25 protein-coding genes are annotated in these 26,140 nt (G+C 52.9%); 15 read left to right on the plus strand and 10 right to left on the minus strand.

The genetic code is table 11. The annotated features are described in order from the left end of the window. Positions 1-4: 4 nt before the first annotated feature. From ACL2XJ_RS08485 to ACL2XJ_RS08525, 9 genes are all read right to left on the minus strand, one after another. The gene (locus ACL2XJ_RS08485; protein WP_413726222.1) at positions 5-733 is read right to left on the minus strand and encodes a molecular chaperone; all 729 of its coding nucleotides are present in this window, start codon (positions 731-733) and stop codon (positions 5-7) included. Between the two features lie 20 nt (positions 734-753). Further along, entirely contained in the window at positions 754-1,278 is a 525-nt protein-coding gene (locus tag ACL2XJ_RS08490; protein ID WP_413726223.1) for a spore coat U domain-containing protein, read from the minus strand. Between the two features lie 27 nt (positions 1,279-1,305). Next, entirely contained in the window at positions 1,306-1,872 is a 567-nt protein-coding gene (locus tag ACL2XJ_RS08495) for a spore coat U domain-containing protein (protein WP_132924002.1), read from the minus strand. Positions 1,873-2,249: 377 nt separating this feature from the next. After that, positions 2,250-3,983, minus strand: a complete 1,734-nt coding sequence (locus ACL2XJ_RS08500) for an amino acid adenylation domain-containing protein (RefSeq protein WP_413726224.1) — start codon at positions 3,981-3,983, stop codon at positions 2,250-2,252. Between the two features lie 102 nt (positions 3,984-4,085). After that, on the minus strand, positions 4,086-4,673 hold the full coding sequence (locus tag ACL2XJ_RS08505) for a hypothetical protein (protein WP_413726225.1): 588 nt from the start codon (positions 4,671-4,673) through the stop codon (positions 4,086-4,088). A 12-nt stretch (positions 4,674-4,685) separates the two neighbouring features. Then, positions 4,686-5,204 (minus strand): GNAT family N-acetyltransferase, encoded by a 519-nt coding sequence (locus ACL2XJ_RS08510; RefSeq protein WP_413726226.1) that lies wholly within the window; start codon positions 5,202-5,204, stop codon positions 4,686-4,688. Next, positions 5,144-6,367, minus strand: coding sequence for an aminotransferase class I/II-fold pyridoxal phosphate-dependent enzyme (locus ACL2XJ_RS08515; protein ID WP_413726227.1), 1,224 nt, complete (start codon positions 6,365-6,367; stop codon positions 5,144-5,146). The genes ACL2XJ_RS08510 and ACL2XJ_RS08515 overlap by 61 nt, the downstream gene beginning before the upstream one ends. Positions 6,368-6,634: 267 nt before the next feature. Then, complete coding sequence (locus ACL2XJ_RS08520; protein ID WP_203524519.1) at positions 6,635-7,387, minus strand: ABC transporter permease subunit; 753 nt, start codon at positions 7,385-7,387, stop codon at positions 6,635-6,637. A 20-nt stretch (positions 7,388-7,407) separates the two neighbouring features. Then, on the minus strand, positions 7,408-8,343 hold the full coding sequence (locus ACL2XJ_RS08525) for an extracellular solute-binding protein (protein ID WP_413726228.1): 936 nt from the start codon (positions 8,341-8,343) through the stop codon (positions 7,408-7,410). A 305-nt stretch (positions 8,344-8,648) separates the two neighbouring features. Between ACL2XJ_RS08525 and ACL2XJ_RS08530 the strand changes: the two genes are divergently transcribed. The 10 genes from ACL2XJ_RS08530 (at position 8,649) to ACL2XJ_RS08575 (ending at position 18,555) form a co-directional block, all read left to right on the plus strand. Next, positions 8,649-9,077: a TOBE domain-containing protein gene (locus ACL2XJ_RS08530; RefSeq protein WP_132923995.1), complete on the plus strand. Its 429-nt coding sequence runs from the start codon at positions 8,649-8,651 to the stop codon at positions 9,075-9,077. Positions 9,078-9,481: 404 nt separating this feature from the next. Continuing rightward, positions 9,482-10,309 carry a nitrogenase iron protein gene (gene nifH / locus ACL2XJ_RS08535; protein WP_132927923.1) on the plus strand — a complete coding sequence of 276 codons (828 nt, stop codon included), beginning with the start codon at positions 9,482-9,484 and terminating at the stop codon, positions 10,307-10,309. An 81-nt stretch (positions 10,310-10,390) separates the two neighbouring features. Next, positions 10,391-11,956, plus strand: a complete 1,566-nt coding sequence (anfD, locus tag ACL2XJ_RS08540) for a nitrogenase iron-iron protein, alpha chain (protein WP_132923994.1) — start codon at positions 10,391-10,393, stop codon at positions 11,954-11,956. Between the two features lie 10 nt (positions 11,957-11,966). After that, the gene (gene anfG / locus ACL2XJ_RS08545) at positions 11,967-12,317 is read left to right on the plus strand and encodes a Fe-only nitrogenase subunit delta (protein ID WP_413726229.1); all 351 of its coding nucleotides are present in this window, start codon (positions 11,967-11,969) and stop codon (positions 12,315-12,317) included. A 15-nt stretch (positions 12,318-12,332) separates the two neighbouring features. Continuing rightward, complete coding sequence (anfK, locus tag ACL2XJ_RS08550; protein ID WP_413726230.1) at positions 12,333-13,721, plus strand: Fe-only nitrogenase subunit beta; 1,389 nt, start codon at positions 12,333-12,335, stop codon at positions 13,719-13,721. Positions 13,722-13,829: 108 nt separating this feature from the next. After that, positions 13,830-14,246 carry a hypothetical protein gene (locus tag ACL2XJ_RS08555; protein ID WP_203524516.1) on the plus strand — a complete coding sequence of 139 codons (417 nt, stop codon included), beginning with the start codon at positions 13,830-13,832 and terminating at the stop codon, positions 14,244-14,246. A gap of 15 nt (positions 14,247-14,261) precedes the next feature. Next, positions 14,262-14,768, plus strand: coding sequence for a pyridoxamine 5'-phosphate oxidase family protein (locus ACL2XJ_RS08560; protein WP_243701486.1), 507 nt, complete (start codon positions 14,262-14,264; stop codon positions 14,766-14,768). A gap of 12 nt (positions 14,769-14,780) precedes the next feature. Next, positions 14,781-15,398, plus strand: a complete 618-nt coding sequence (gene anfO / locus ACL2XJ_RS08565) for a Fe-only nitrogenase accessory protein AnfO (protein WP_413726231.1) — start codon at positions 14,781-14,783, stop codon at positions 15,396-15,398. 363 nt (positions 15,399-15,761) lie between these two features. Beyond that, positions 15,762-17,381: a sigma 54-interacting transcriptional regulator gene (locus ACL2XJ_RS08570; RefSeq protein WP_413726232.1), complete on the plus strand. Its 1,620-nt coding sequence runs from the start codon at positions 15,762-15,764 to the stop codon at positions 17,379-17,381. Between the two features lies 1 nt (position 17,382). Beyond that, a complete protein-coding gene (locus tag ACL2XJ_RS08575; RefSeq protein ID WP_413726233.1) occupies positions 17,383-18,555 on the plus strand; it encodes a sigma 54-interacting transcriptional regulator in 1,173 nt (390 codons plus the stop codon). A 289-nt stretch (positions 18,556-18,844) separates the two neighbouring features. Here the strand turns inward: ACL2XJ_RS08575 and ACL2XJ_RS08580 are convergent, their stop codons facing one another. After that, positions 18,845-19,555, minus strand: coding sequence for a glutamine amidotransferase (locus ACL2XJ_RS08580; protein ID WP_413726234.1), 711 nt, complete (start codon positions 19,553-19,555; stop codon positions 18,845-18,847). Between the two features lie 838 nt (positions 19,556-20,393). Between ACL2XJ_RS08580 and dppA the strand changes: the two genes are divergently transcribed. The 5 genes from dppA to dppF all read left to right on the plus strand — a co-directional run bounded on the left by dppA (position 20,394) and on the right by dppF (position 26,129). Further along, a complete protein-coding gene (gene dppA / locus ACL2XJ_RS08585; protein ID WP_132927921.1) occupies positions 20,394-22,001 on the plus strand; it encodes a dipeptide ABC transporter periplasmic-binding protein DppA in 1,608 nt (535 codons plus the stop codon). A gap of 196 nt (positions 22,002-22,197) precedes the next feature. Further along, the gene (dppB, locus tag ACL2XJ_RS08590; RefSeq protein ID WP_132923986.1) at positions 22,198-23,217 is read left to right on the plus strand and encodes a dipeptide ABC transporter permease DppB; all 1,020 of its coding nucleotides are present in this window, start codon (positions 22,198-22,200) and stop codon (positions 23,215-23,217) included. An 11-nt stretch (positions 23,218-23,228) separates the two neighbouring features. After that, positions 23,229-24,131 (plus strand): dipeptide ABC transporter permease DppC, encoded by a 903-nt coding sequence (gene dppC, locus ACL2XJ_RS08595; protein ID WP_132923985.1) that lies wholly within the window; start codon positions 23,229-23,231, stop codon positions 24,129-24,131. 10 nt (positions 24,132-24,141) lie between these two features. Beyond that, a complete protein-coding gene (gene dppD, locus ACL2XJ_RS08600) occupies positions 24,142-25,122 on the plus strand; it encodes a dipeptide ABC transporter ATP-binding protein (RefSeq protein WP_413726235.1) in 981 nt (326 codons plus the stop codon). Continuing rightward, positions 25,119-26,129, plus strand: a complete 1,011-nt coding sequence (dppF, locus tag ACL2XJ_RS08605; protein ID WP_132923983.1) for a dipeptide ABC transporter ATP-binding subunit DppF — start codon at positions 25,119-25,121, stop codon at positions 26,127-26,129. The genes dppD and dppF overlap by 4 nt, the downstream gene beginning before the upstream one ends. Positions 26,130-26,140 lie beyond the last annotated feature (11 nt).

Raw genomic sequence — 26,140 nt, forward strand, 5'->3', positions numbered from 1 at the left:
AAAATCAATGGACGTCGGCCATACTGCGCCAGACGGTATTGCGGTTATCCAGGCTGGTTTCCAGCCACGCCTGCGGGGAGACCTTGTTTTTCAGCGGCCAGCGAAGGCTGGAGCCAGCCAGCACATAGCCCAGCAGCCCGTCGGTAAGGGTGTCATTACCCAGGCGTGTTTTGCTAAGCCGGGCATGTACGGGGCCGCCGTTGGTAATTTCCAGGTAGGGATTGCCTGACTCCATGACCATCCGCCAGCTCAGTATCGGCATCCCGCTATCAGGAGAACTTTGCCGGCCATAGGCAAACAGGGGAATGGAGTAACGCATCTGGAAATTAAGCGCATGGGATTTTTCATCCGGATGGCCGTAAGGGGTCGGAATCTCATCCAGCAGCACCCGGTAGGCCCGTTCCCGGTTCGCGGGGGGCGGCAGGCGCTTTATCAGCCGTATCAGCCGTTTTTGCCCTGATTCGAGCCGGATCATGGTGGGCAGGGGCTGGATATCTTGCTGGGTGGCATACTGTTCCCGGCCCGCCGTCTGGCGCCAGGCGTAGACCCTTACCTGCAGCAGGGTCGTGGCGTCGCCGCGGTTCTGCACCCAAAGTTCGGCGCCTTGGCTATTTTCGGTGATGACCGGATCCACCGGCCAGATAAGTACTGAATGGCCGGCCCCGGCCCGGACCGCCCACAAGAGGCATAACGCAATAGCCGGCATCCATCCGCCGGCTGGCAAGATTTTCATCCGCAGTTCCCTTTGAAAAATCACCAGGACAGTACGACCGACAAGATATCGGTATAAGTCCCCCCCTGGTGGGTGCCGTCCAGTTGCAGTTGGCCGTAAATCGGTAACGTGATATTAGCGGCATTGGCAAAATCGACAGTCATAGACTGATTAACCGGGATTTCGCTGCCGGGAGTAAAGCCGGCGCTGGAGTAGAGCCGGTAAGCTACCCGGTCATTGCCGTTTAGCCGCATGAGGTTGCGGGTGGCGGTATAATGGCGGCCGCCGTCGATGCTGATGCTCAATGTCGTACCCGGCGTACAGGCGATGGTTAGGGCGGAGTTTTGCAGGAAAGCTGTACCCACCGGCCGGATATCGAGGGCCGAGTACGTGCCGAAATCCAAGGCACCCCATACCCCGCCGCCGCCCTCGATCTGGCAACCGGCCACCACGGAAGCCGATACCTGGAAGGATTGGCTGGGCAATGCCCGCGCCGGCCCGGCATACGGCGCAAGCAGGGCGGCGCACAGGGGAAGAAGCAAGGCGGGATGAAACCGCTTTTCCATGACCGGCATCTGGTGTGCTGACCGCGATTAATAAACTACTTGTACGTTAATGACATCGGTATAGGTGCCTGCCGGGATGGCGGTATTATTGCCGCCCTGGGTAATTCTTCCATACACCGGGAATATGGTGCCGTTAATGGGATCGGACGTGCCGGAGGGGATGAGGTTGGCATTGTTGGTGATGGGATTGTTGTACGCCGCGTCGTTATACAGGGTATAGGCAATGCCCTGGGTGGTGTCGTTGTTCAATACCATATAGCGCGGGCTGGTGCTTTGGGCGCCGTAAACCGTGCCGGGGGCGGAATTGCTGCCGGTAATTTGTACCGTATAGGTGGCGCCGTTACTGCAGCGGATACGAATACCGTTGCCGGTGGCGCCGGTCAGGGTGGCATTCAGGGTATCAAATGTCGCGGGAGAAACGCCGAAATCCAGCGTGCCGAAATTGGCATTGCTGGAGGCGGGATTACCGTTTATCAAACACCCGTTGGTGAGGGTCAGGGTTGCGTTTATCGTACCGTTGGTGGTGACCGCCCGGACCGGAATGACAAGCCAGATTCCCAGGGCGCAACCCATGGCTAAAAGCTTTATATTCATCTTATTTCCTTTTCAAAATAATGAACGCGCTCTTCGCCTGATGCTGAAAATAGGTTAATGGGTTAATGAGACTTAGCTAATTATATGACAGTAAAGAATCTTCGTGTTATGGATTTATAGAATATAGACGATTAAATTATTAGTATAAAATTTCAATAAATAAAAATCCGGGCAGGTTTCCGTCAGCACGGGGGATCGGCATGTCTCACCATAGGAAATTGGCGCCGGGAAGATTTCTTTCCGTTGGGCGGTAAAGCGGCAGGCAAGGCCGCATGATGCGGCCTTGCGCCAGGACAGATTTTGAACGCAGCCGGCGCTTTGGCAAGGCAAGATTCAATTTTCCCGTTTAGCCCCGCAATGGCGTATTTATAGGATGTCTATGTACTAAATTGATTCAGCAACGTCCGATCAACTTTGCCGGATGAGGTTTTAGGCAATTCTTTGTATTCGAGGAAGAGATTCGGCAGCATATAGGAAGGAATCAGGTCTCGCAGACGAATCAGGGCACTACTCTCTTCTAAACGGGCATTTTCCACTAAAGAATAATGGCATATTATATTGCTTTTATCGCTTGATTTGGAAATTGTAATGCATAATTCATGAATTTCCTCCAAGCTGGCAACCGCAGCCTCTATACCGCCAATTTCAATTCGGTAGCCATTGATTTTATACATATGGTCTCTTCTGCCTTTATAATGCAGTTTGCCATCATCATCCAGATAACCATAATCGCCTGTCCTCCAATATCTAACAGGATAGGGATGGAACGGGCTGAGAATATGATGCCGCGCCGTTAACTCGGGCTGATTGATATAACCATGGGTTACGGTTCCTCCCCTGCACCATAATTCGCCGATTTCGTTAACATCACAAATTTTGTTTGCGTCATCATTGACCACGATAATCTCTGTATCATCAACGACGTTTCCCAACGGAATGCTATCACGCAGCAGATCTTCATCCTGTACCCAGTGATAGGTGATAATGTTGGTTTCAGTCGGACCATAGATATTGGCGATGGCAATATAAGGCGCAAGTCCTTTCAGCTTTTCAAGCTTAGCCACCGGGAAGGGCTCGCCGGCATACATGATGGTATGTAGATGGTTTTTGTTTTTTAAAAACTGCCCTTTTTCCATTAATGTCAATAGGGTTGACGGCGTGGTATAAAGCATGGTGGCTTTTTCATTTTCCAGAAGGGCGACATAATCCCGGTGTTTAATGCTAATGTCACGCCGTTTATTCCAATCGTAACAAATCAATGTCGCACCCACACTCAAGGTATTGAAAATATCAAATACCGATAAATCGAATTTAAGCGGCGCCCGTGAGATAATCCGGTCGTTATGGGTGAGCCTGAATTCTTTTTGCATCCAATCCACAAAGGTCATCGCATTCCTATGGCTTAACATAATGCCTTTTGGTGTGCCGGTTGACCCTGATGTATGAAGGATATACGCCAGATCATCCGAAACTTGACTTAAGGTGTCTGTTGTATCAAGCGATTCCATCAGCTCTCCTGGCTTCATCGTCTGCGTAAGCCCGATAGATTTAAAACAGGCATAAGCTGTCATTGCTTCCACCGGCAAATCAACCATTACTCCATCTTTGAAGGTAAAGAGGCAGGGGAAGGCGTCGGTTTCGATAACTATCGCATATTTTAAATTGCAATGGAGGAATTGTTGTTGAAATTGATCAAACAAGGGACGGTCGATGAGCAGGATATCAAGGCTCAAATTCGCTATGACGCTGATGAGTAATTGTGCAGGGTAATAGGGATCTATCGGCACATAGGTTTTTTTAGCTTTGAGAATACCGAGAATACTGGCGATCCCATTAACATTTACATGGGATAGTATGCCGACAAAATTATTATTTTTAACACAAGAATTACTAATTTCATTTATTATTAAACTAATTAAATTGGCTTTCCTATTTAGCTGTCGATAGGTCGTCCGGTTTTGATATTCATCAACAATGGCCGTTGCGTTAGCGTATTGATCAACGGATCGGTGAAATCCATCATGTAACAGAGTCGTCATACTGATTCCTTTTGCTATACCCGTCATACATAAAGCTCCGTGCGCGGTGGCTTCGTTGCTATGTTCATTCATGAACCTCGCCGTCTTCCTGCAGCTTATATTATTTAGGGTCAGTTTTGATAATTTACCGCTAACGCGGCATACAGCCGAGGCTAAATACTGTCTGAATATAAGCTAAATTATTGCCACTTCGAATAAATTATTATTTTTTGTTTGAGTGATAAAGCCGCTATCTGATTGTAACATTCCTTTGATCGACCTTTTCCTTGATAATATAACATCGGCGTTAAAAATATTTTTTTGATGATGTGGTAAAATACTTGAGTAATATTGTTCGAGCAAATTCCTCGATGTATTTTTTGTACGCCATGTTGAATTAATTATCAGATCGCCTTTTCGTATTCCTTGGGATTTCTCTATTAAATCCATATTTAAATGGCTTATGACATTAAACCAAAATATAAATATTTTATTGTCATCGCCGTCCCTTTGGGTGAGGTACTCCTCAAAGGTGGTTTTGATCAGTTGGGGACATTCACCTCTGGTGGCTAAAGGGTCTATGCCTAAGTAACTTAGGTTTGTGGCCTTTATTAATTCATAGTAGTTGTAATCGCCGCAGCCGACTACCACCGCCTGTTTGTAGTGCTTGAAGAGATTGAGCTTGTAACTTAGAAATTCTTTTTCGGTATCCAAAAAATCCCTTGCTATGTTCAAACTGTCTTCATCCAGCATTTTTTTATAGGTATTATGAATAAATTTCATTTTATCATCTAATCAATATTTCAGTAATTCGGCGTAGGGCATAACCATACCGGCCCCCAATGAATCTGTGGGCCTTATGACAAAGCCCATTTTTTCATAAAAGCGCTCGCGCCCTAATGCGGCCATACCCAATATATCAGCCTCAGGGCAGGCATGTACTTTTAGATAATGGAATATATTGTGCAGAATACGTACACCTATACCGTAACGATGCTGGAAATCAGGATGGACCATGAGATCCATTATGCAAAAGATCAGGGAACCATCCCCCACCACACGCCCGCTACCTACAATTTGTTGCCCCTGATAGGCGGAGCAGATATATAACGAATGGGCAAGAGCTTGTTCAGCGCATTGGTTAGTTGGCACAGACCAGCCAACGCTATTTCTTAATTCATTGTATTCTGTGGCCGTGATAATTTCATCAGTATATATTATTGCCATTATGTATTTTAAGCCTGATGTGTATATTAGAGAAGTATTTCTTCTTTGTAATCCGAAAATGCCTGAATAATTTTTTTCAATTGCCAAGGCTCATTCATGGCGGTGATGGTCATACGGATACATTCACTGCCTTTCGGCATGGTGGGGTAAGGGCATGAAGTCACAAAGAGACCATAGTCCGAATAAAGTATTTTTGAAAAGGTAGTCAGCATTTCGGTGTTGGGTATTTTGACCGATACAATGGGGAAACCATTTTGGCAAAAAGTCTCAAACCCAAGCTGGGCCAATCCGGCCAATAATTCTTGCACCATGCCGTGTATTTTTATTTTCAGAACGTCGCCTTCCTGCGCCAGCAAATCCAGACCAGCATTAAGCAAACCGAAGGCAAAGGGAATGGGTTGCTGAGAATAGTCCAATGGCTTTGAGAACGCGAGCAGGGTGTTTTTCAATTTTTTCGATACGCCGGCAAACGCCATGGCGCAACCCATATTTTTGGCGGTGCCGGCGATGTAAAGTATATTATCATAGGAAAGATCGAGGTAATTAACGATACCCGAACCATCGCCATAAGGATTCTGGCTTTTATCGGTATTGCCCAGCATACCGAAGCCATGGGCGTCATCAACGAATAATATTGCATTATATTTATGGGCAATTGCCTGTATTTCCGCCAAGCGAACATAATTACCGGTGATGCTGTAGACGCCATCCAGGCAAATCAACTTATGCCGGGCATGTTGATGGGATTTCAACAGCGTTTCGAGTTGGTCCAGGTCGTCGTGGGGATAGCTTTTTAATATTGCGCCTTTATCCCTTGCCAGCTGCGCACCGTGGAACATGATGGCATGGGCGGCTTTGTCCATGACCACCAGATCATTTTCCTCCAGAAGCGCCGGAATAATGCCTATGCTGCCGAGAAAAGTGTTGGTGACTATCAATGCATCTTCGGCCCGGATAAAGCGGGCTAAACGCGCTTCAAGCTCCAGGCATAGTCCGTAATGCCCCGTCAGTCTTGCTCTGCCGGTGTGCAGGCCGTAGTCTTTTACCGCCTGTATGGCCGATGGCAGCAGTTCTTCTTGCCTTTTATCGAAGCCGAGATAGTTGCCTGAAGCAAAATCAATGATTTCCTTGCCGTTTTTGTCAATAAAAACCCGGTTTCGAGATTTTGAAATAGTCACATCATACTGGGAGCTTTCATTCAATAATTTGAACAAATCTTTTCTGCTGCCTGATTTGATGTTATCACTCATCTTATTTAATAGTTCATACATATATTAACGCCCTAACCACGATTTAACGATATTTCAGTTAACGATTCCCCTGATTGATTACTTTTATCGGATGAGGGGATAAAAATCAAATTTTTTTTATTTTAATAACAGAATGTTTCCGTTTAATATAAATTTATAGTTATGGGAGTATTATTTTTTATTTTTTTTAAATGAAATACAAAATTCAAGTGTTAATGTTTCGCTAATGATATAGACATCATCGATGGTATTATAAATGATAAGGTTTTAATGTAGCTGTTTGAGCCTGCGGCGGGAACTGGCCAGGCACCAGAGCGGGAACGGCAGCGTCACGACCAGCAGCAGCCACAGTAATGAATATACCGCATCGATACCGTCGTTTTGCAAATTGATATAGAGCTTTACCGGAATGCCCTGCGGGAAATAAGAGAACACCAGCACAATACCGAATTCACCCACCACCCTGACCCAGGCGATGGCCAGGCCGGTGGCCAATCCCTGGCGGGCCAGGGGCAACGTTAAGCGTATCAGGATCTGCCACGGCGGCGCGCCGAGGACTTTCGCCGCTTCTTCCACCGTCGGCGGCACGCCTTCAAAAGCCACTCGGGCCGACATGACATAATAGGGCAGCGCGCCGTAGATCTGCGCCAGCACAAAAGCGCCGGCATTGTTGGTCAGCGAGAGGCCCAGACGGGCGATAATCCCCCCCACCGCACCGTAGGGGCCGTAAACCGATATCAGCAATATTCCCAATGCCAGGGGCGGCGTCAGCAGAGGTATCAACACCATGATTTCCACCCAGTGACGCATAAATGATGTGGTGCGTGCCAGCCAAAGCGCCAGCGGCGTGCCCAACAGGACAATACAGGGAATGGAAATGCAGCTTAATCCCAGCGACGTGGCGACGGAATTCCAATCGCCATAGGCGAGATGGAACCCGTGCCAGGGCGTGACGCCGATGAGCGTGATAAAGGGCAGCGCCAGCAACAGCAATGCCGGCGCCGCCAGCCAGCGGGACACCCGCTTAGGCCGTTGCGCGCTTATTGATAAAGCACCCCGCCCTTAGGCTGGCCGTAACCGTTTTTCTTAAGCTCCGCCTGGCCGGCCGGGCTTTGCAGAAAAGCGATAAATTTACGGCCCAGAGCGGCATCGGGGGCGTTTTTCAACACCGCGGCATAAAACACCAGCGGCTGGGTTTGCAGGGTTTTTTCCTGCCCCTTGGAATCAGTCACCTTGAAGCTTACTTTGCTATACCAGTCCTTGGTCATGGCGGGGTTGCTGAGATTGATTTCATCGGGCAAGGTGATGTAGGGCAGCTTTGACGAAATGGTCGCGCTTTCATAACCTGAAGCCGCGTCCACCTGCCCGGCTTCCATTCGGGTCAGTAATCCGCCTTCGGCGAACACCTGTTGCGGATTTTGCACATCGCCCAATACCTTGTGGGTTAAGCCGGGCTGTTGATAATATTTTTCCGCCAGCAGCATGGTGAAAATAATATTTTGTCCCTGCGGGTCATTGATGGGATCCGTGCGGCCGAACTTCAACCCCGGGGATTCCAGGACTTTCCACCAGGGCGCGGCGCCCGGTTTGGCGTTTTTAATGGCTTCAAAGGCGGGGGCGAAGGTGCTTTTGGGATTATAGGTAATCACCATGCTGGTACTGGCAACCGGCACGGCTTCATCAACCAGGCCAGCCTGCTTGAGGATATCCATGGGTCCGGGGGTGATGGAAACAAAGACGTCTGCCACGACTTTCTTCGATTCCAGCAGGTGCGCCATGCCATAGGCGCCCTGCCCCTGGCCTTGATAAGCGGCATGCTCATTTTTGGCAAAGGTCGGGCCGAGATATTTATCCATCACCACGCCCATTGAACCGGCATAAGTCACTCGTATATCTTGCGCCGCCTGGACCGACAGGCTGGATATAGCTCCCAGCGCGCACAGTATCATGGCCGGCAAATATTTTTTCTTTATCATTTTGGGTTACCGTTATATAAAAAATTACATAACAATATCGACTGCTTAAGTCAAAATGCAAGCTAAAAAAACTGTCAAATTATTAATGACGCTTTAGGATTATATGAGAGGATATGATTTACGCTGCCTGCCGCTGTAAAAGGGACTCTTACCTTTATATTGCCTGTTTTTTCCTAAAGTGGGGAATATAAGAGCCGCCAGGAAGAGCCGCGCGCATTGAAGCGAAGTTTATTTAATTGCCGTCCCAGGATGAACCGACCACAGCGAAGTGCCGTGAACTTTCTTTAATCTGATAGGGGTACCAAATGATTACATCAGCCAGAAATCAGCTTACGGGAACCGTATCCGCCATCACAGCCGGCGCGGTTAATGATGAAATTGAGATTACCCTGCCTAACGGCAAGGCGTTGATTGCCACCATTACCCATAGCAGCGTGCAATACCTCGATCTCAAGCGGGGCGGAGAAGCCATCGCTTTTATCAAAGCGCCCTGGGTGATCCTGACCGCCGCCGATACCGGTCTGCGTTTTTCGGCGCGCAATCAATTCGCCGGTAACGTGAAGGCGGTGGTCAAAGGCGCGGTCAACAGCGAAGTGACGGTGGAGATCGATGCCACCATGTCACTGGTCTCGGTGATCACCAACGAAAGCGTCAACGGGTTGAAGCTTAAGGAAGGGGATGCGGTAACCGCGTTGGTTAAGGCCTCCAGTATCGTTATCGCCACCCGCGCCTGAGGGCGGCCATAAGAGGAGAGGGTGTAGTGGCCCTCTTCGCTGCATCTGTACATAAATGTACATTGTGAGGAATATATATACCCGAATGTATTTTGTCCGGAAATGAGGTTTTTAATTAAATAAACATCAGAGAACTTTTCTTTGAAAAAAAGTACCTGAATGTACTAATGAGCGAAAATCCCCTATCGAGTTCACAGTTTTGCGTTTAGCGGCCGTCATCCTGGCAAGAATAACAATAAGGAATAAACCCTGTTAATACAGGCGCTAAAGTCTCTCAGATAAAATTAAACGGCAATTTAACCCTGATTTAAAACCCCATGGCGGGTTATTGGCATGGGGTTTGCTCTATGTCTATGGCAAGCAATATTATCAGCAGTTTTTATTCATCAGAGGAGTTATTCATTGTGACTCGCAAACTGGCAATTTATGGTAAGGGTGGCATCGGTAAATCAACCACCACGCAAAATACCGCGGCCGCATTAGCCCACTTCCATCACCAAAAGATTTTTATCCATGGTTGTGATCCGAAAGCCGACTCAACCCGGCTTATTCTCGGCGGCATGCATCAGGAAACATTGATGGATGTATTGCGGGATCAAGGGGCGGAAAAAATCACTAATGATATGGTGGTGAAAACCGGCGTATTCGGCATCAGCTGCGTTGAGTCAGGCGGCCCGGAGCCGGGCGTAGGCTGCGCGGGACGCGGCGTCATCACCGCTATCGACCTGATGGAAAACAACAAAGCCTATTCCGAAGATCTTGATTTCATTTTCTTCGATGTATTGGGCGATGTGGTTTGCGGCGGTTTCGCCATGCCCATCCGCGAAGGTAAAGCCCAAGAAGTCTATATCGTCGCTTCCGGAGAAATGATGGCAATTTACGCCGCGAATAATATCTGTAAAGGTTTGGTGAAATATGCCAAGCAGAGCGGCGTTCGCCTCGGCGGAATTATTTGTAACAGCCGTAAGGTAGATGGTGAAAAAGAATTCGTTGAAGAGTTCACCGCGGCCATTGGTACGCAAATGATTCATTTTGTGCCCCGTGACAATATCGTGCAAAAAGCCGAGTTCAATAAAAAGACCGTGACTGAATATGATCCTGAATCTAACCAGGCCCATGAATACAGTGAGCTTGGTCGTAAGATTATTGAAAATAAAAACCTGGTTATTCCTAAGCCCTTGTCGATGGATGCCTTGGAAGCCATGGTGGTTAAATATGGTTTGGCGGATTGATTCCGGCCTTGCCCTAAAAAGTTAAGGGCCGGAGTCATGCTGGCCGCTTAGTGTATTACCGATGAAGTCGGGGATTGAATTATGCCACATCATGAGTTTGACGTTAGCAAATGTATTCCTGAGCGGAAGCTGCATGCTGTCGTTAAAGGAGCTGAAGAAGATTTATCGTCGGTGCTCCCGTTGGGCTATCTGAATACCATTCCGGGAACACTGTCTGAACGCGGCTGCGCCTATTGCGGTGCCAAGCATGTGATTGGCACCCCGATGAAGGATGTTATCCATATCAGTCACGGGCCGGTGGGCTGTACTTACGATACCTGGCAGACCAAACGCTACATCAGCGATAACGATAATTTCCAGCTTAAATATACCTTTGCCACCGATATGAAAGAAAAACATATCGTGTTCGGCGCCGAAAAAGTGCTCAAGCAGAATATCCTGGAAGCGTTCAAGGCACAGCCCACGATTAAGCGCATGACCATTTACCAAACCTGCGCCTCGGCGCTGATCGGCGACGACATCGCCGCGGTGGCCCAGGAAGTGATGGATGAAATGCCGGATGTGGATATTTTTGTCTGCAACTCGCCGGGCTTCGCCGGCCCAAGCCAGTCCGGCGGGCATCACAAAATCAATATCGCCTGGATCAACCAAAAAGTCGGCACGGTGGAACCGAAGATTACCAGCGATCATGTGATCAACTATGTGGGTGAATACAACATCCAGGGCGATCAGGAAGTGATGGTGGACTATTTCAAGCGCATGGGTATCCAGGTGCTGTCCACCTTTACCGGCAACGGTTCCTATGACGATTTGCGCTCCATGCAGGGCGCGCATCTGAATGTGCTGGAGTGCGCCCGCTCGGCGGAATATATCTGCAACGAATTACGGGTACGTTACGGCATCCCGCGTTTGGATATCGACGGTTTCGGTTTTGGACCGCTGTCGGATTCCCTGCGTAAGATCGGGCTGTTTTTCGGCATCGAAGATCGCGCCCAGGCCATTATCGATGAAGAAACCGCACGCTGGAAACCGGAACTTGACTGGTATCTGGCCCGCTTGAAAGGCAAAAAAGTCTGCTTATGGCCCGGCGGCTCCAAGCTGTGGCACTGGGCGCACGTTATCCATGAAGAGATGGGCGTGGAAGTGGTGTCGGTGTATACCAAATTCGGCCACCAAGGGGATATGGAAAAGGGTATCGCCCGCTGTGAATCCGGCGCGATGGCCATTGACGATCCCAACGAACTGGAAACCCTGGAAGCCATGTACCAGCTCAAGCCGGATGTGATTTTTACCGGCAAGCGGCCTGGTGAAGTGGCCAAGAAAATCCGGGTGCCTTACCTCAACGCCCATGCGTACCACAACGGGCCTTATAAAGGTTATGAAGGCTGGGTGCGGTTTGCCCGGGATATCTACAACGCCATTTATTCGCCGATCCATCAGCTCGCCCTGCTGGATATCAGCAAAGACGAGATCCCCACCGACAATGGCTTTGTGACCCAGAAGATGCTTTCCAGCTCCATGGTGAGCGAAGAGGTCAGTTCATCCACCACTTTGCGTCAATATACCGGCGGGTTCGACAGCGTGACGAAATTACGTGAACGTGTTTATCCCGCTTTCGCCAGACAGACTGTGAATACCGAGGAATAAGGAGGACACCATGGCAAGTCCGCTCGACAACCAGATTGAACAGCTGGTGGATTACATCATGAAAAATTGCCTGTGGCAGTTCCATTCCCGCGCCTGGGATCGGGAAAAGCAGAACGAGGGCATTTTATCCATCGCCGAACAGTTGCTGTGCGGCGAACCGGTGGATTTGAGTACCCCGGCCGCACGGTGCTACTGGGCGGATGCCGTGGTGCTGGTGGATGCCTATAAGAGCCATTTTTCCTGGCTGGCCGCCATGTCAACGGCGGAGATCAAGCAGCTCATCGCGGCACTGCATGAGCGTTTGAACTACCTGACGATTACCGGATCGTTGAATAAAGAACTCACCGATCAGCGCTATTAGATAGAGGGCAATATCATGTCGTGTGAATTAAAAGCCAAAGACCGTGCCGGTGTGATCAACCCGATATTCACCTGTCAACCGGCGGGAGCGCAGTATGTCAGCATCGGTATCAAGGATTGTATCGGTATCGTCCACGGCGGCCAGGGGTGCGTGATGTTTGTGCGCCTGCTGATTTCCCAGCATTTAAAGGAGAGTTTTGAAATCGCCTCCTCTTCGGTGCATGAGGACGGCGCGGTATTCGGCGCCCTGGATCGCGTTGAACAGGCCGTAGATGTCCTGCTGATGCGTTATCCCCATGTGAAGGTCATCCCCATCATCACCACCTGCTCCACCGAAGTGATCGGCGATGATGTGGACGGGGTGGTGAGAAAACTGAACGAGGAGTTATTGCAGGAAAAATTCCCCGGACGTGAGGTTTACCTGATTCCGATCCATACGCCGAGTTTCGTCGGCAGCATGGTGAGCGGCTACGATGTGGCGGTGCGGGATTTTGTGAAATACTTCGCCAAGAAAACCGAACCCAACGGCAAGCTGAACGTGGTGACCGGCTGGGTAAACCCAGGGGATGTCACGGCGCTGAAACATCTGCTGGCGGAAATGCAGATCGACGCCACCGTGCTGTTTGAAATCGAAGATTTCGATTCGCCGGTCATGCCCAGCGGAAATACCGTTTCCCACGGCAATACCACCATTGAGGATTTACGTGGAACCGCCAACGCGCTGGGAACCATCGCCCTCAATCGTTACGAAGGACGCAAGGCCGCCGATTGGCTGGCGGAAAAATTCGATATCCCGACCATTATCGGGCCCACGCCCATCGGCATCCGCAATACGGATACCTTTTTGCAGAACCTGAGAAAGCTTACCGGCAAACCGATTCCGGAATCGCTGGTACGGGAACGCGGCATCGCCATCGACGCGCTGACGGATCTGGTGCATATGTTCCTGGCGGATAAGCGCGTCGCGATTTACGGTAATCCGGATTTGGTGATAGGCCTGACGGAGTTTTGCCTGGATCTGGAAATGAAGCCGGTGTTGGTCCTGCTTGGGGACGATAACGCCCATTACGACACCGATCCCCGCGTCACGGCACTGCGGGAAAAGGTCGATTTCGATATGGAAATAGTGACCAATGCGGATCTCTGGGATCTGGAAAAGCGCATCACGCAAGACGGCCTGAAACTGGATCTTATCCTCGGACATTCCAAGGGACGTTTCACCGCCATCGACAACCAGATCCCCATGGTGCGGGTGGGTTTCCCTACCTATGATCGGGCCGGATCCTACCGTCATCCGGTGGTGGGCTATGCCGGCGCCATCTGGCTGGCGGAGCAAATCGCCAACGCGCTGTTTACCGATATGGAATACAAGAAAAACAAGGAATGGCTGCTGAACGTTTGGTAAGGCGCCCCTCGTGATGCCGCTGTCCGGCGGCATCCGGGGCGCTGCGTCCATTGGCTTCTTACCGGATGGCGAATCGCGGTCCGGTCACGCCTTTCGAGGATAAACCCGATGTCCAAATTGATTTTCGAAACCGAACAGAAAAAGTTTACCCGCCTTTCCGCCGATGCCCGTGGCTATCACCGCCGCGCGGTGCTGTTTGCCGAACAGGCGCAATCGCCGGGGCTGATTTTCAACGTGGGGTCCATTGCCGTTGAATGCTATCTCATCGCCTTATGCGCCTATTACGGCAGCATGGCGTTTAATCATAACTATTCCAGCCTGATGGATACCGCGGAAGAGGTCATCAACTTTCCGCCGGAATTAAGCCTGAAAATCCGGGCGCTGGATGAAATATTCGGTATCTGTTCCCTAGATAACTATCACCACGGCACTCCCACCGAGGCGGACGCCGCCGGGATCGTCGAAATTTGCCTGGCGCTGTCGGCGATGCTGGACGCCCTAGCGGTGAATAAGCTTCCTTATTAATTAAACGAGGACATTATGCAGTGGATGACAGGCGTTGCGCCCCATGGGCACCCTCATGGCGAAATGCGTCGGGATGATAGGGAGATAACCGATGCGGCGGAGATCAATGAAATCCTGAATGCCGCCAAAGTGATGTATATCTCCCTGGCGGATAACAACATTCCTTTTATGGTGCCGGTGTTTTACGCCTGGGACGGGATGTCCTTATATTTTCACTCGGCCCGCTCCGGCAGCAAGATAGATATCCTGAAAAGAAACAACGCTATCTGTTTTGCCGTTTCCATCGAGCAAGGGGTGGTGGAAGACGAGGTTATTTGTAATTTCGAGGCCAAACATCGCACGGTGATTGGCTTGGGTAACGCGGTATTTATTGAGGATGAACAGGAAAAAATCGCCGCCCTGAACCGCATCGTCGCCCGGTTCAGCGATAAAGCCTGGAGCTTTCCCCAGGCCAATTTGCGTTCCACCTTGGTATTGCGCATTGATGTGGTGTCCATAAAAGGTAAAAAACACGGTTTTTAACCGGAGGACAAAATGAAAATAGCGGTATTTGTCGATACCGAAGGCAAAACGGCGTCTTTGTATCAGCAGGGTACGATTCGGGTGTACGAATCCTTGCCGTCAGGCTGGCAACCGGTGCGGGAAATCCCCTTTGGCCTGAGGGAAGAGATGGGACTGGCGGAAATCCGTGCCCATATCCTGGCAATGCTCGCCGACCTGGACGGCTGCCGTCATTTTGTCGCCCGCGCCATTAACGGCGCGATGCTGTCCTATTTTGACGGTATGGGCATGGTAATGTGGAAGCTGGCGGGGGACCCGGTGGCTTTTTTACCGCGGATACAGCATATCGCCCTGGACAAAGCCCGTCAGGAGCAGACTGCGCAGGGGGCCACCGCCGCCACGTTTATCAAACCCGGCGACGCGGCGGGGGAATATCGGCTCAACCTTATCGACGCCTTGAAGAGCGATAGCGCATTAACCTCCAAACAGGTTTTGCAGCCTTTTTTGCGCCGGTCGGATTTTACCCGGCTTGAGATCGTTTGCGATCATTTACCCAAATGGTTCGACAGGGAATTACCGGCGCTGGCATTGACCCTGGCGGCGGAGAAAAAGCCGGACGGCCGTTGTTATGCCGTGATCAGCCGTCCCTGAGGGCAACGCTTCGCCACGCTGCTTTTAGTTCAGGCCAAACGGTATTCCCTCCGTCGCGCTGCTTGATGACCGGGTCCCGGTCGGCATGTATCAGGCAATGATCCGCGCTTGAAGGAAGTCGGCGGCCCTGCCCGGCTGCTTTCAATCAAGGATGGTCCACCCACCGTGCTAAAACGTACAATGCCGCCGAAGGATTGTCGTTTATGGTACAAAATACAGCCAACGGCGTAGTGGCCCCGGCGGCAATATGATGCCAAATCATATCGTTATATATTTTATTACATAGCGACTTTTGGCGTCCGTCTTGCAATATCCTCTGCTCAAGCCAGCTATTTTCCGGCAGACACCGCTGAGGAGAGGGTCATGAATCACGTCGTTAACCCACTGACAAATCACGTCGCCACCCACTCTTTATTGACGGAGTCATTGTCCTTTTCCTGCCACTTGGGTGAGTGCCGTTCCGAACTGCTGCCCTTGCTGTCGGAAGTGAGCAAAGTGGTCAGCCGCGAGGGATCGTTATCCAAGACATTAAAGCTGGTGCTGGAATTGATGCAAAAACACCTCCAGGTCACCCGCGCGATGATTTCCCTATACGACGCCAGCTGCGATCAGATTTTTATCCATGAAAGCTTCGGACTGTCCCGAGAAGAGAGCGAAAAAGGGGTCTATTACCCCGGCGAAGGCATTACCGGCAAAGTGGTGGAAACCAGACAGCCGATTATCGTGCCGGTTATCGCCGACGAGCCGTTATTTCTCAATCGTACCGGCAGCTGGGATAGAAACCTGGATAGCCGTCTTTCCTTTATCTGCGTGCCCATCATGCGCGGCATGAAAGTCATGGGCACCATCGGGGTAGAGCGCTTATACAATAACCGGCAACTGCTGCACCTTGATCTCGAAGTGCTGGGGATTATCGCCACCACCATCGCCCAGGCGGTGGAGCTTCATCTGCTGGAGCGGGCCCACAAACAGGTGTTGCAGGCGCAAAGCGCCCGGCTGAACAGCGAATTAAAGGAAAAGTTCAAGCCCTCGAATATTATCGGCAATTCCAAAGCCATGCAGTCTGTTTACATGATGATTGATAAGGTCAGCCATGCCCGCACCACGGTGCTGATTCTGGGTGAAAGCGGCGTGGGTAAAGAGCGGGTGGCCAGCGCCATTCACTACAACAGCAGCTGCGCCCACGGGCCCTTTATCAAATTCAACTGCGCCTCGCTGCCGGAAAGCGTGATTGAAAGCGAGCTGTTCGGCCATGAAAAAGGCGCCTTCACCGGCGCGGTGGCGCGCCGGGCCGGCCGCTTCGAAGAGGCCCATGGCGGCACCCTGTTCCTGGACGAAGTGGGTGAGCTCTCTCCGGCGGTACAGGCGAAACTGTTGCGGGTCATCCAGGAACGCTGTTTCGAACGGCTCGGCAGTAATGAATCCATCAAGGTGAATGTACGTATTCTGGCGGCCACCCATTGCGATTTGACCGAAATGGTGGAAAAAGGCACCTTCCGCGAAGATCTGTTTTATCGACTGAACGTGTTTCCGATTACCATCCCGCCGCTGCGGGAACGGGGTAACGATATTCTGCTGCTCGCCGAGCATTTCAATGCCTATTTCGCCAAGGAGCAGCAGGTGGACGTCCCCACCATCGCCACGCCGGCGCTGAATTTGCTGCTGAGCTACGATTGGCCGGGCAATGTGCGGGAATTGGAAAACCTGATGGAGCGGGCGGTACTGCTGGCGGAGGGCGGCGTGATCCACAGCTATAACCTGCCTAACGGCCTGCAGCCCGCCGTGCTGGGTGAACTCGGCGGCCAGTCCGGCCTGGAAGCGCGGTTATCCCTGATGGAATACGAGATAATCGTCGAGTCCCTGTCGCGCCATCAAGGGAACATGTCCAAGGCAGCGGCGCAATTGGGCCTGACCCGGCGCATGCTCGGTTTGCGCATGGCAAAGTACCGGCTCAATTATAAAGATTACCGGTGCGGAGGTTAAAATGAGCACACAGACCGATCTCGTTAAAACCGGCGAGCAGGACCGGATATCCGTCCCGCGATTCAATCCCGCCCCGGGCCGGCCGGTCCACGGCCGGTCCCGCAAGCCCCACTCCAGGCACGAGGTGGACCACATCATCGCCCGCTCCCCCGCCATGAAAAATATCATGGCGATCCTCGCGCGCATAGCGCCGACCCGCACGGCGGTGCTGCTGCGCGGCGAGCCCGGCACCGGCAAGGACGTCATTGCCCGGGCGATACATAATCTGTCGCCGAACCGCGAAGGGCCTTTTATCAAAGTCTGCTGCGACTACCTTAATAATGAACAGACCCTGCTGGAGCTGTTCGGCTGCGATTCCGGCTTTTCCCCCGGCGCCGCCCGCTACCCCGGCGATATCTCCCTGGCGGCGGGCGGCACGCTGTTTATCAGCGAAATCGGCCATTTTTCCTTGGCGCTGCAAAAAAGGCTGCTGCGAATGTTGCAGGACCGGCTCTATCGGCCCTTGGGGAGCACCGAAACCTTGCCAAGCGACGTGCGGATTATCTGCGCCACGGAAAAAAACCTGGAAGCAATGATGGTGCGGGGGGAATTTTTGCCGGAGCTCTATTACCGGATCCATATCGCCACCGTTAACCTGCCGCCGCTGCGGGACAGGAAAGAAGACATCCCCGCCCTGGCGGCCTATTTTTTTGAACGCTACAACCGGGTTAACGGCCTGCGGCTCTCCATCACCGAGGCGGCGTTGGCGCCGCTGTATGTATGCCACTGGCCCGGTAATGTCCGGGATCTGGAGAATTGCCTGGAACATGCCGCCCTGTTGGCCGCAGACGATGTAATCCGCCAACTGCCCTGCCTGGCGGGACGGTGCTTTCGCCAGCGGCTGAACCAGAAAATCAGCCGGCAGGAAGAGGTACCGCCGGCCCATGAAAGCAACGACGGCGTTCTTGCACCGGCGGTGGCCTGGCGGCCCGTAACCCCCGCAGGCCAAGGCACCCTATCCCCCCCGGCCCACGACGCCGCCTTAGTGGACGAGGACGACCCCCGTAACCGGTTAATCAGCGCGCTGGAAAAAAGCGGCGGCGTCAAAGCCAAAGCGGCCCGGTTGCTTAACATCACACCCCGCCAGCTCTATTACGCCCTCAAAAAACTGCAAATAGAAGTCAAGAAATTCTAGCGACTGCGTCGGGCTAATACCCTGTCCGCGAGTACCGCACTTTAAACCGTGCCCGGTCGGAGCAGGATGCTAGATCGTAAACACGCCGTAAATCCATCCCTGGAGGCTCGATCCGCGCCGTCCTGGCGCGGACGGTTTACTCTCCTAGCATCCTGCCCCGCCTCATAAACTCTGAGAACGTTTGCAAGTTCCCCACGGCCCGCGAGGCCCGCCATCACCATTCGTGCAACGAGCCTGTTAAAGGGCGCCCAAACCGTTGCCGGTTTTTAGCGCGCCCTGCGCGCAATCATCAAGCAAAGACCCCAGCCAGCCAGTCCCGCCAAAAATCCCCCGCAGCCTGCGCCAGCAACGGCGCATAGCGGCGGCTCTGCTCCCGCAATTGCGGCACGCTCACCCCCGCCCCGGCCAGCTCGGCGGCATGGCCCACATACCACGACTCCAAACCCGCCGCGGTCACCTCCAAATGACACTGGAATCCCAACGCATAGTCACCCAATGCAAAGGCCTGATTGGCATACCTGTCTGAGCCCGCCAAATGCCATGCCCCGGCCGGCAGATCAAAGGTATCCCCATGCCAATGCAACACCTTCACCTGCCGGTTCAACAGCCCGGACAGCGCCGGCAGCCGCGAGATGTCCCCACCGGCATGCAGCGCCCCCCAGCCGATTTCCTTACCCGCCGTACCGGGATAAACCCTGGCGCCCGCCGCCGCCGCCATAAGCTGCCCTCCCAGGCATATCCCAAGCGTCGGCCGCTGCCGCGCCAGCCTGGCGCGTATCAGTTCGATTTCAGGCACCAGGAAAGGATAGGCCTCCTGTTCATACACCCCGATAGGGCCGCCCAAGACAATCACCAGATCGTAGGCCAGCGGGTCCACCTCGGACCAGTCCAGCGCGCAGGCGTCGGCCATGGTGATGTTAAACCCGCTCCGGGTTAATATCCCCCCAAGGGATCCCAAGTCCTCAAAAGCGACGTGGTAAATGGCCAATGCATTACGCATTATATTCTTCCAGTAAAAGAGTTATTAATGAAAACGGGAATAGATATTTTTATCAGGTTAAATCTTTCGCGAAATAAAAATCTTTTATTTAATTGATCTCGGCATTGCCAATTGCTTAAAAATGTCTACCCCGCTGTTTAAGAGCGGTAAAAGACGGCAGGAACCACAACCAAAATATCAGACAACACCCCCTTGGCGCCGCGAATTATTCAGGGGAATATAGCGTGTCAAGGACGCGCCGACGCTGGTGATCCTCTGTTATTCTTATGGCTAGTCATATTGTTTTAATATAGTAGGCGGATAGTATGGCGATGTGAGCGGCAGAGTTGTCGAATCGCCAAATAACCTAATTAATGACAGCATTTTAACCTGCTTTTAACCCACATTCTTGAAACAACCGTTCATATATTAGCCATTCGGAAAGAAAGTTTTTTAGTTTTTAATTAGAATCTATGACCAGTAATCCTTGATAATAGAGTGCAATACTTTGGTTTATTAACTATAAGCCTAATGTTCGTGCTGGTTTTATGATCAAATACCTGGTGTTTATGTTCGTTTGGCCTGCCCCGCAAAATGTGTAAATCCCTATTGGTTATATTGACGTCATGGCAAACTGTTGCCAAATTGGGAGCCTCGGAAGTCAGGGGGGCAAAGGATTGTTTGAATGTGTCCTGCATTCAGCATGTCGGTCGACGCTTTTCATCGGGCAGTCCGCACTCTTCTTTCCCCTCTTTCGTTCGGTTGCCGCAAGGCGCACAGCACAGACCGCAGCCTAAAAAAAACAGCGTCTGGCCGTATACACAACACACAACATCACATCACGTAATGGAGCATAATGATGACAATTTCCTTGACCAAATCAGGGATACTGAAGGTCGGCATTAGCCTGGCTGCTTTAGCTGTGGCTGCCAGCGTTCAGGCCAAAACCCTGGTGTATTGCTCAGAGGGTTCCCCTGAAGGGTTCAATCCGCAGCTGTTCACCTCCGGCACCACCTTTGACGCCAGTTCCGTTCCTATCTATAACCGCCTGGTGGATTTTAAACTCGGCACTACGGAAGTGATTCCGAGTCTGGCGGAAAAATGGGACATCAGCGCCGACGGTAAAACCTATACTTTCCATTTGCGTCACGGCGTCAAGTGGCAGGAAAGCAAGGATTTCAAACCGACGCGCGAACTTAACGCCGACGACGTCGTCTTCTCCTTTACGCGCATGAAAGATGCCAATGCCCCCTACCATAAAGTTTCCGGCGGCAGCTATGAATACTTTGACGGCATGGGCATGGGCGATTTGATAAGCAGCGTGGAAAAGGTCGACGATTATACCGTCCGCTTTAACCTGACCCGTGCAGAGGCGCCTTTCCTGGCCGATTTAGGCATGGACTTCGCTTCCATTATGTCCGCCGAATATGGGGATGTGATGATGAAAGCCGGCACGCCGGAAAAAATCGACCTGAACCCAATCGGCACCGGTCCGTTCCAACTGCTGCAGTACCAGAAGGATTCACGCATTCTGTATAAAGCGTTTGAAAACTACTGGGGCACCAAACCGAAAATCGATCGCCTGGTATTCTCCATTACCCCCGACGCGTCGGTACGTTACGCCAAACTGCAGAAAAACGAATGCCAGGTTATGCCGTACCCAAATCCGGCCGATATCGCCCGCATGAAGCAGGACAAAGATATCACCATGCTGTCCCAGCCGGGTCTGAACGTCGGTTATCTGTCGTTCAACGTACAAAAGAAACCGTTGGACAACCTGAAGGTCCGCCAGGCGCTGACCATGGCGGTGAATAAATCCGCCATCATCGACGCCGTTTACCAGGGCGCCGGCCAAGCGGCCAAGAACCTGATCCCGCCGACCATGTGGAGCTATAACGACGCGGTGCAGGATTATCCTTACGATCCGGTCAAGGCTAAAGCGCTGCTGAAAGATGCCGGTTTCCCCGATGGCTTCTCCATCGATTTATGGGCGATGCCGGTACAGCGTCCCTACAACCCGAATGCCCGTCGCATGGCGGAGCTGATTCAGTCCGACTGGGCGAAAATCGGCGTGAAAGCCAAGATTGTCAGCTATGAATGGGGCGAGTATCTTAAACGCGCCAAAGCCGGCGAGCATCAGACCGTTATGATGGGCTGGACCGGCGACAATGGGGATCCGGACAACTTCTTCGCCACCCTGTTCAGCTGCGATGCGGCTAAAGACGGCTCCAACTATTCAAGATGGTGTTACAAACCGTTTGAGGACGTGATCCAGCCGGCCCGCAGCACTTCCGATCAGGCAAAACGTATCGAGCTGTACAAGCAGGCTCAGGTGGTGATGCACGATCAGGCCCCTGCGTTAATCATTGCCCACTCAACGGTGTACGAACCGGTGCGTAAAGAAGTCAAAGGGTACGTGGTTGATCCGTTAGGTAAACATCATTTCGAGAACGTATCTTTAGAGTAAAGGTCAATAAACCCTCCTTAACCCTATAGGGAGCCCCCTCCGTTCATGCGAGGGGGCGGGAACATCCCCTGTGCCGCACAGGGGAAGGTATCGCGCCAGCGAGGCCACGGGGGGGAATCCTGAAGATGTGAGCTTTGATAACCCGGTCGCCGCAAGCGACCGGGTAAACTATATACAGAAACAGAGAGTTCGGAATATGTTGCAGTTCATACTCCGACGTTTGGGACTTGTGATCCCGACGTTTATTGGTATTACCTTGCTGACGTTTGCGTTTGTCCATCTGATCCCGGGCGATCCGGTGTTGATCATGGCAGGCGAACGGGGCATGTCGCCGGCGCAGCACGCCCAGGCGATGGCGCAATTGGGCCTGGACAAACCGCTCTATGAGCAATATATCCGTTATGTCGTCGGCATTCTGCACGGCGATCTGGGTATATCCCTTAAAAGCCGCATACCCGTCTGGCAAGAGTTTGTGCCGCGTTTCAAGGCAACCCTCGAACTGGGTGTTTGCGCAATGATTTTCGCCGTGGCGCTGGGTATTCCGGCCGGCGTGCTGGCTGCGGTAAAACGCGGCTCGCTGTTTGATCATACCGCGGTCAGTATCTCCCTGGCCGGCTATTCGATGCCCATCTTCTGGTGGGGCATGATGCTTATCATGCTGGTGTCGGTGCACTGGAATCTCACGCCGGTCTCCGGGCGGGTCGGGGATACGGTGTTCCTGGACGATTCGCTGCCCCTCACCGGATTTATGCTGATTGATACCCTGATCTGGGGGCAGCCCGGTGATTTTATCGACGCCCTTAAGCATATGATTCTGCCGGCCATCGTGCTCGGCACCATTCCACTGGCGGTGATCGTGCGCATGACCCGCTCGGCGATGCTGGAAGTGCTGAGCGAAGATTATATCCGTACCGCCCGGGCCAAGGGCCTAAGCCGTATGCGGGTCATTATCGTCCATGCGCTGCGCAATGCCCTGCTGCCGGTGGTCACGGTCATCGGTTTGCAGGTGGGTACCCTGCTGGCGGGGGCAATTCTCACCGAGACCATTTTTTCCTGGCCGGGATTGGGGCGGTGGTTGATTGAAGCCTTGCAGCGCCGGGATTATCCGGTGGTGCAGGGCGGTGTGTTATTGGTAGCGATCCTGATTATTGTGGTGAACCTGCTGGTGGACGTGCTGTACGGCGTGGTTAACCCGCGTATTCGCCACAAGAAATAGGGGAATGGAAAATGACTGAAATTTCTGAGCCGGTGGTAGCCGGCGCACCTAAGCCCATGACCCCGTTGCAGGAGTTCTGGCACTATTTTCACCGCAATAAAGGCGCGGTAATCGGGCTGGGTTACATCGTACTGATGTTCGTGATTGCCATCGGCGCCGGGGTAATAGCGCCACACGGCCCGGCCGAGCAGTTCCGCGAAGCCCTGCTGCGGCCGCCGGTCTGGATGGAGGGCGGCAGCTGGCAGTTCATCCTGGGTACCGATGACGTCGGCCGCGATATCATGACCCGGTTGATGTACGGCGCCCGGCTGTCGCTGCTGGTGGGCTGCCTGGTGGTGGTGCTGTCACTGATTTTCGGGGTGATATTCGGCCTGTTGTCCGGTTATATCGGGGGACTGGTGGACGTTATCATCATGCGTGTCGTGGATATCATGCTGGCGCTGCCCAGCCTGCTGCTGGCTCTGGTGCTGGTGGCGATATTCGGCCCCTCCATTGTGAATGCCTCCCTGGCGCTGACGTTCGTGGCATTGCCACACTATATCCGTTTAACGCGCGCGGCGGTGCTGGGGGAAGTGAACCGCGACTACGTGACCGCCTCCGGCGTTGCCGGCGCCGGCGCCATGCGGCAGATGTTTATCAATATTCTTCCCAACTGCCTGGCGCCGTTAATCGTGCAGGCGTCGCTGGGTTTCTCCAACGCCATCCTTGATATGGCGGCGCTGGGCTTTCTGGGCATGGGCGCGCAGCCGCCGACACCGGAGTGGGGCACCATGCTCGCCGACGTGTTGCAGTTTGCGCAAACTGCCTGGTGGGTAGTGACCTTCCCCGGGGTCATTATCCTGCTCACCGTTTTAGCCTTTAATTTGATGGGCGACGGGCTGCGTGATGCGCTCGACCCCAAACTCAAGCAGTAACGAGGAAGCAATGGCGTTATTAACCATAGATAAACTGTCGGTGCATTTCGGTGATGAAGGGACACCGTTTCGCGCCGTCGATCGTATCAGCTACCAGGTGGAGCAAGGCCAGGTGGTGGGTATCGTGGGCGAATCCGGCTCCGGTAAGTCGGTAAGTTCGCTGGCCATTATGGGCCTGATAGATTTTCCCGGCCGGGTGATGGCGGAAAACCTGGTATTCAACGGGCGGGATTTGCAAAAGATCTCCAATAACGAGCGCCGCCAGCTGATCGGCGCCGATATTGCGATGATTTTCCAGGATCCGATGACCAGCCTGAATCCTTGCTACACCGTGGGTTACCAGATTATGGAAGCCATCAAGGTGCACCAGGGAGGCAACCGCAGAACCCGGCGCCAGCGGGCTATTGATCTGCTGACCCTGGTGGGGATTCCCGCCCCGGCTTCCCGTCTGGATGTCTATCCCCATCAGCTGTCCGGCGGCATGAGCCAGCGGGTGATGATAGCCATGGCCATTGCCTGCCGGCCGAAGTTATTGATTGCCGACGAGCCCACCACCGCGCTGGATGTGACTATCCAGGCGCAGATTATCGAACTGCTGCTGGATTTGCAGCAGCGGGAAAATATGGCCCTGGTGCTTATTACCCACGATCTGGCCCTGGTGGCGGAATCGGCTCATTATATTATCGTGATGTATGCCGGGCAGGTGGTGGAAACCGGCAAGGCGACGGAAATCTTCCGCGCGCCGCGCCATCCCTATACCCAGGCGCTGCTGCGCGCCCTGCCGGAGTTTGCCGCCGATAAATCGCGGCTGGCCTCGTTGCCGGGCATGGTGCCGGGTAAATACGACCGCCCGCTGGGATGCTTGCTTAATCCCCGCTGCCCCTATGCCGACGAGAAATGCCGTCAGGTGGAACCGGAGCTGATGACGCTGCCGGATCGGCAGTCGAAATGCCACTATCCGCTGGATGACGAGGGGAGACCCACCCGATGAGCGAACCTATTTACGATCCCGCGTCAACGGCGCTGCTGCATGCGGTTGATTTAAAGAAATACTATCCGGTGAAAAAGGGCATTTTCGCCAAGGAAACCCTGGTTAAGGCCCTGGATGGCGTCTCGTTTACCCTGGAGCGGGGTAAGACACTGGCGGTGGTGGGCGAATCCGGCTGCGGCAAATCCACCCTGGGCCGGCTGCTGACCATGATTGAAATGCCCACCGGCGGCGAACTCCATTATCTGGGCCAGGATTTGCTGAAACCGGACCAGACCGCGGAGCACTTGCGCCGGCAGAAAATCCAGATTGTGTTCCAAAACCCTTACGGCTCGCTGAATCCCCGTAAGAAAGTGGGGCAGATACTGGAGGAGCCTTTGATTATCAATACCTCCCTGAACCGGGAGCAGCGCCGTGAAAAAGCGTTGGCGATGATGGCAAAGGTGGGGTTGCGCACGGAGTACTACGAGCGCTATCCGCATATGTTTTCCGGCGGCCAGCGCCAGCGTATCGCCATTGCCCGCGGTTTGATGCTGGACCCGGATGTGGTGATTGCCGATGAGCCGGTTTCCGCCCTGGATGTGTCGGTTCGCGCCCAGGTCTTGAACCTGATGATGGACCTGCAACAGGAAATGGGGCTGTCCTATGTATTCATCTCCCACGATCTGTCGGTGGTGGAGCATATCGCCGATGAAGTGATGGTGATGTACCTGGGACGCTGCGTGGAGAAGGGCAGCAAGGCGGCGATATTCGACAATCCGCGCCATCCCTATACCCAGGCGCTGCTGTCCGCCACGCCGCGACTGAACCCCGATTTGCGCCGCGAACGCATCAAGCTGACCGGTGAACTGCCAAGCCCGCTGAGCCCGCCGCCGGGCTGCGCCTTCAGCGCCCGCTGCCGCCGCCGCTTCGGTACCTGTACCGAGTTGCAGCCGCAGCTGAAAAAATACGGTGAACAGCTGGTGGCCTGTTTCGCCGTCGATCAGGACGAGGCGCAGGGCATTCGCTGATTTCGGCAATA

This window comes from Sodalis sp. RH16, from assembly GCF_047324245.1.
Classification (GTDB): Bacteria; Pseudomonadota; Gammaproteobacteria; order Enterobacterales; family Enterobacteriaceae; genus Acerihabitans; species Acerihabitans ligni.

What these genes read in the sequence shown, in the direction of transcription:
- ACL2XJ_RS08485 (WP_413726222.1), bottom strand. Translation starts at nt 733, where the DNA reads ATGAAAATCTTGCCAGCCGGCGGATGGATGCCGGCTATTGCGTTATGC.
- ACL2XJ_RS08490 (WP_413726223.1), bottom strand. Translation starts at nt 1,278, where the DNA reads ATGGAAAAGCGGTTTCATCCCGCCTTGCTTCTTCCCCTGTGCGCCGCC.
- ACL2XJ_RS08495 (WP_132924002.1), bottom strand. Translation starts at nt 1,872, where the DNA reads ATGAATATAAAGCTTTTAGCCATGGGTTGCGCCCTGGGAATCTGGCTT.
- ACL2XJ_RS08500 (WP_413726224.1), bottom strand. Translation starts at nt 3,983, where the DNA reads ATGAATGAACATAGCAACGAAGCCACCGCGCACGGAGCTTTATGTATG.
- ACL2XJ_RS08505 (WP_413726225.1), bottom strand. Translation starts at nt 4,673, where the DNA reads ATGAAATTTATTCATAATACCTATAAAAAAATGCTGGATGAAGACAGT.
- ACL2XJ_RS08515 (WP_413726227.1), bottom strand. Translation starts at nt 6,367, where the DNA reads ATGAGTGATAACATCAAATCAGGCAGCAGAAAAGATTTGTTCAAATTA.
- ACL2XJ_RS08525 (WP_413726228.1), bottom strand. Translation starts at nt 8,343, where the DNA reads ATGATAAAGAAAAAATATTTGCCGGCCATGATACTGTGCGCGCTGGGA.
- ACL2XJ_RS08530 (WP_132923995.1), top strand. Translation starts at nt 8,649, where the DNA reads ATGATTACATCAGCCAGAAATCAGCTTACGGGAACCGTATCCGCCATC.
- anfD (WP_132923994.1), top strand. Translation starts at nt 10,391, where the DNA reads ATGCCACATCATGAGTTTGACGTTAGCAAATGTATTCCTGAGCGGAAG.
- anfG (WP_413726229.1), top strand. Translation starts at nt 11,967, where the DNA reads ATGGCAAGTCCGCTCGACAACCAGATTGAACAGCTGGTGGATTACATC.
- anfK (WP_413726230.1), top strand. Translation starts at nt 12,333, where the DNA reads ATGTCGTGTGAATTAAAAGCCAAAGACCGTGCCGGTGTGATCAACCCG.
- ACL2XJ_RS08555 (WP_203524516.1), top strand. Translation starts at nt 13,830, where the DNA reads ATGTCCAAATTGATTTTCGAAACCGAACAGAAAAAGTTTACCCGCCTT.
- ACL2XJ_RS08560 (WP_243701486.1), top strand. Translation starts at nt 14,262, where the DNA reads ATGCAGTGGATGACAGGCGTTGCGCCCCATGGGCACCCTCATGGCGAA.
- anfO (WP_413726231.1), top strand. Translation starts at nt 14,781, where the DNA reads ATGAAAATAGCGGTATTTGTCGATACCGAAGGCAAAACGGCGTCTTTG.
- ACL2XJ_RS08570 (WP_413726232.1), top strand. Translation starts at nt 15,762, where the DNA reads ATGAATCACGTCGTTAACCCACTGACAAATCACGTCGCCACCCACTCT.
- ACL2XJ_RS08575 (WP_413726233.1), top strand. Translation starts at nt 17,383, where the DNA reads ATGAGCACACAGACCGATCTCGTTAAAACCGGCGAGCAGGACCGGATA.
- ACL2XJ_RS08580 (WP_413726234.1), bottom strand. Translation starts at nt 19,555, where the DNA reads ATGCGTAATGCATTGGCCATTTACCACGTCGCTTTTGAGGACTTGGGA.
- dppA (WP_132927921.1), top strand. Translation starts at nt 20,394, where the DNA reads ATGACAATTTCCTTGACCAAATCAGGGATACTGAAGGTCGGCATTAGC.
- dppB (WP_132923986.1), top strand. Translation starts at nt 22,198, where the DNA reads ATGTTGCAGTTCATACTCCGACGTTTGGGACTTGTGATCCCGACGTTT.
- dppC (WP_132923985.1), top strand. Translation starts at nt 23,229, where the DNA reads ATGACTGAAATTTCTGAGCCGGTGGTAGCCGGCGCACCTAAGCCCATG.
- dppD (WP_413726235.1), top strand. Translation starts at nt 24,142, where the DNA reads ATGGCGTTATTAACCATAGATAAACTGTCGGTGCATTTCGGTGATGAA.
- dppF (WP_132923983.1), top strand. Translation starts at nt 25,119, where the DNA reads ATGAGCGAACCTATTTACGATCCCGCGTCAACGGCGCTGCTGCATGCG.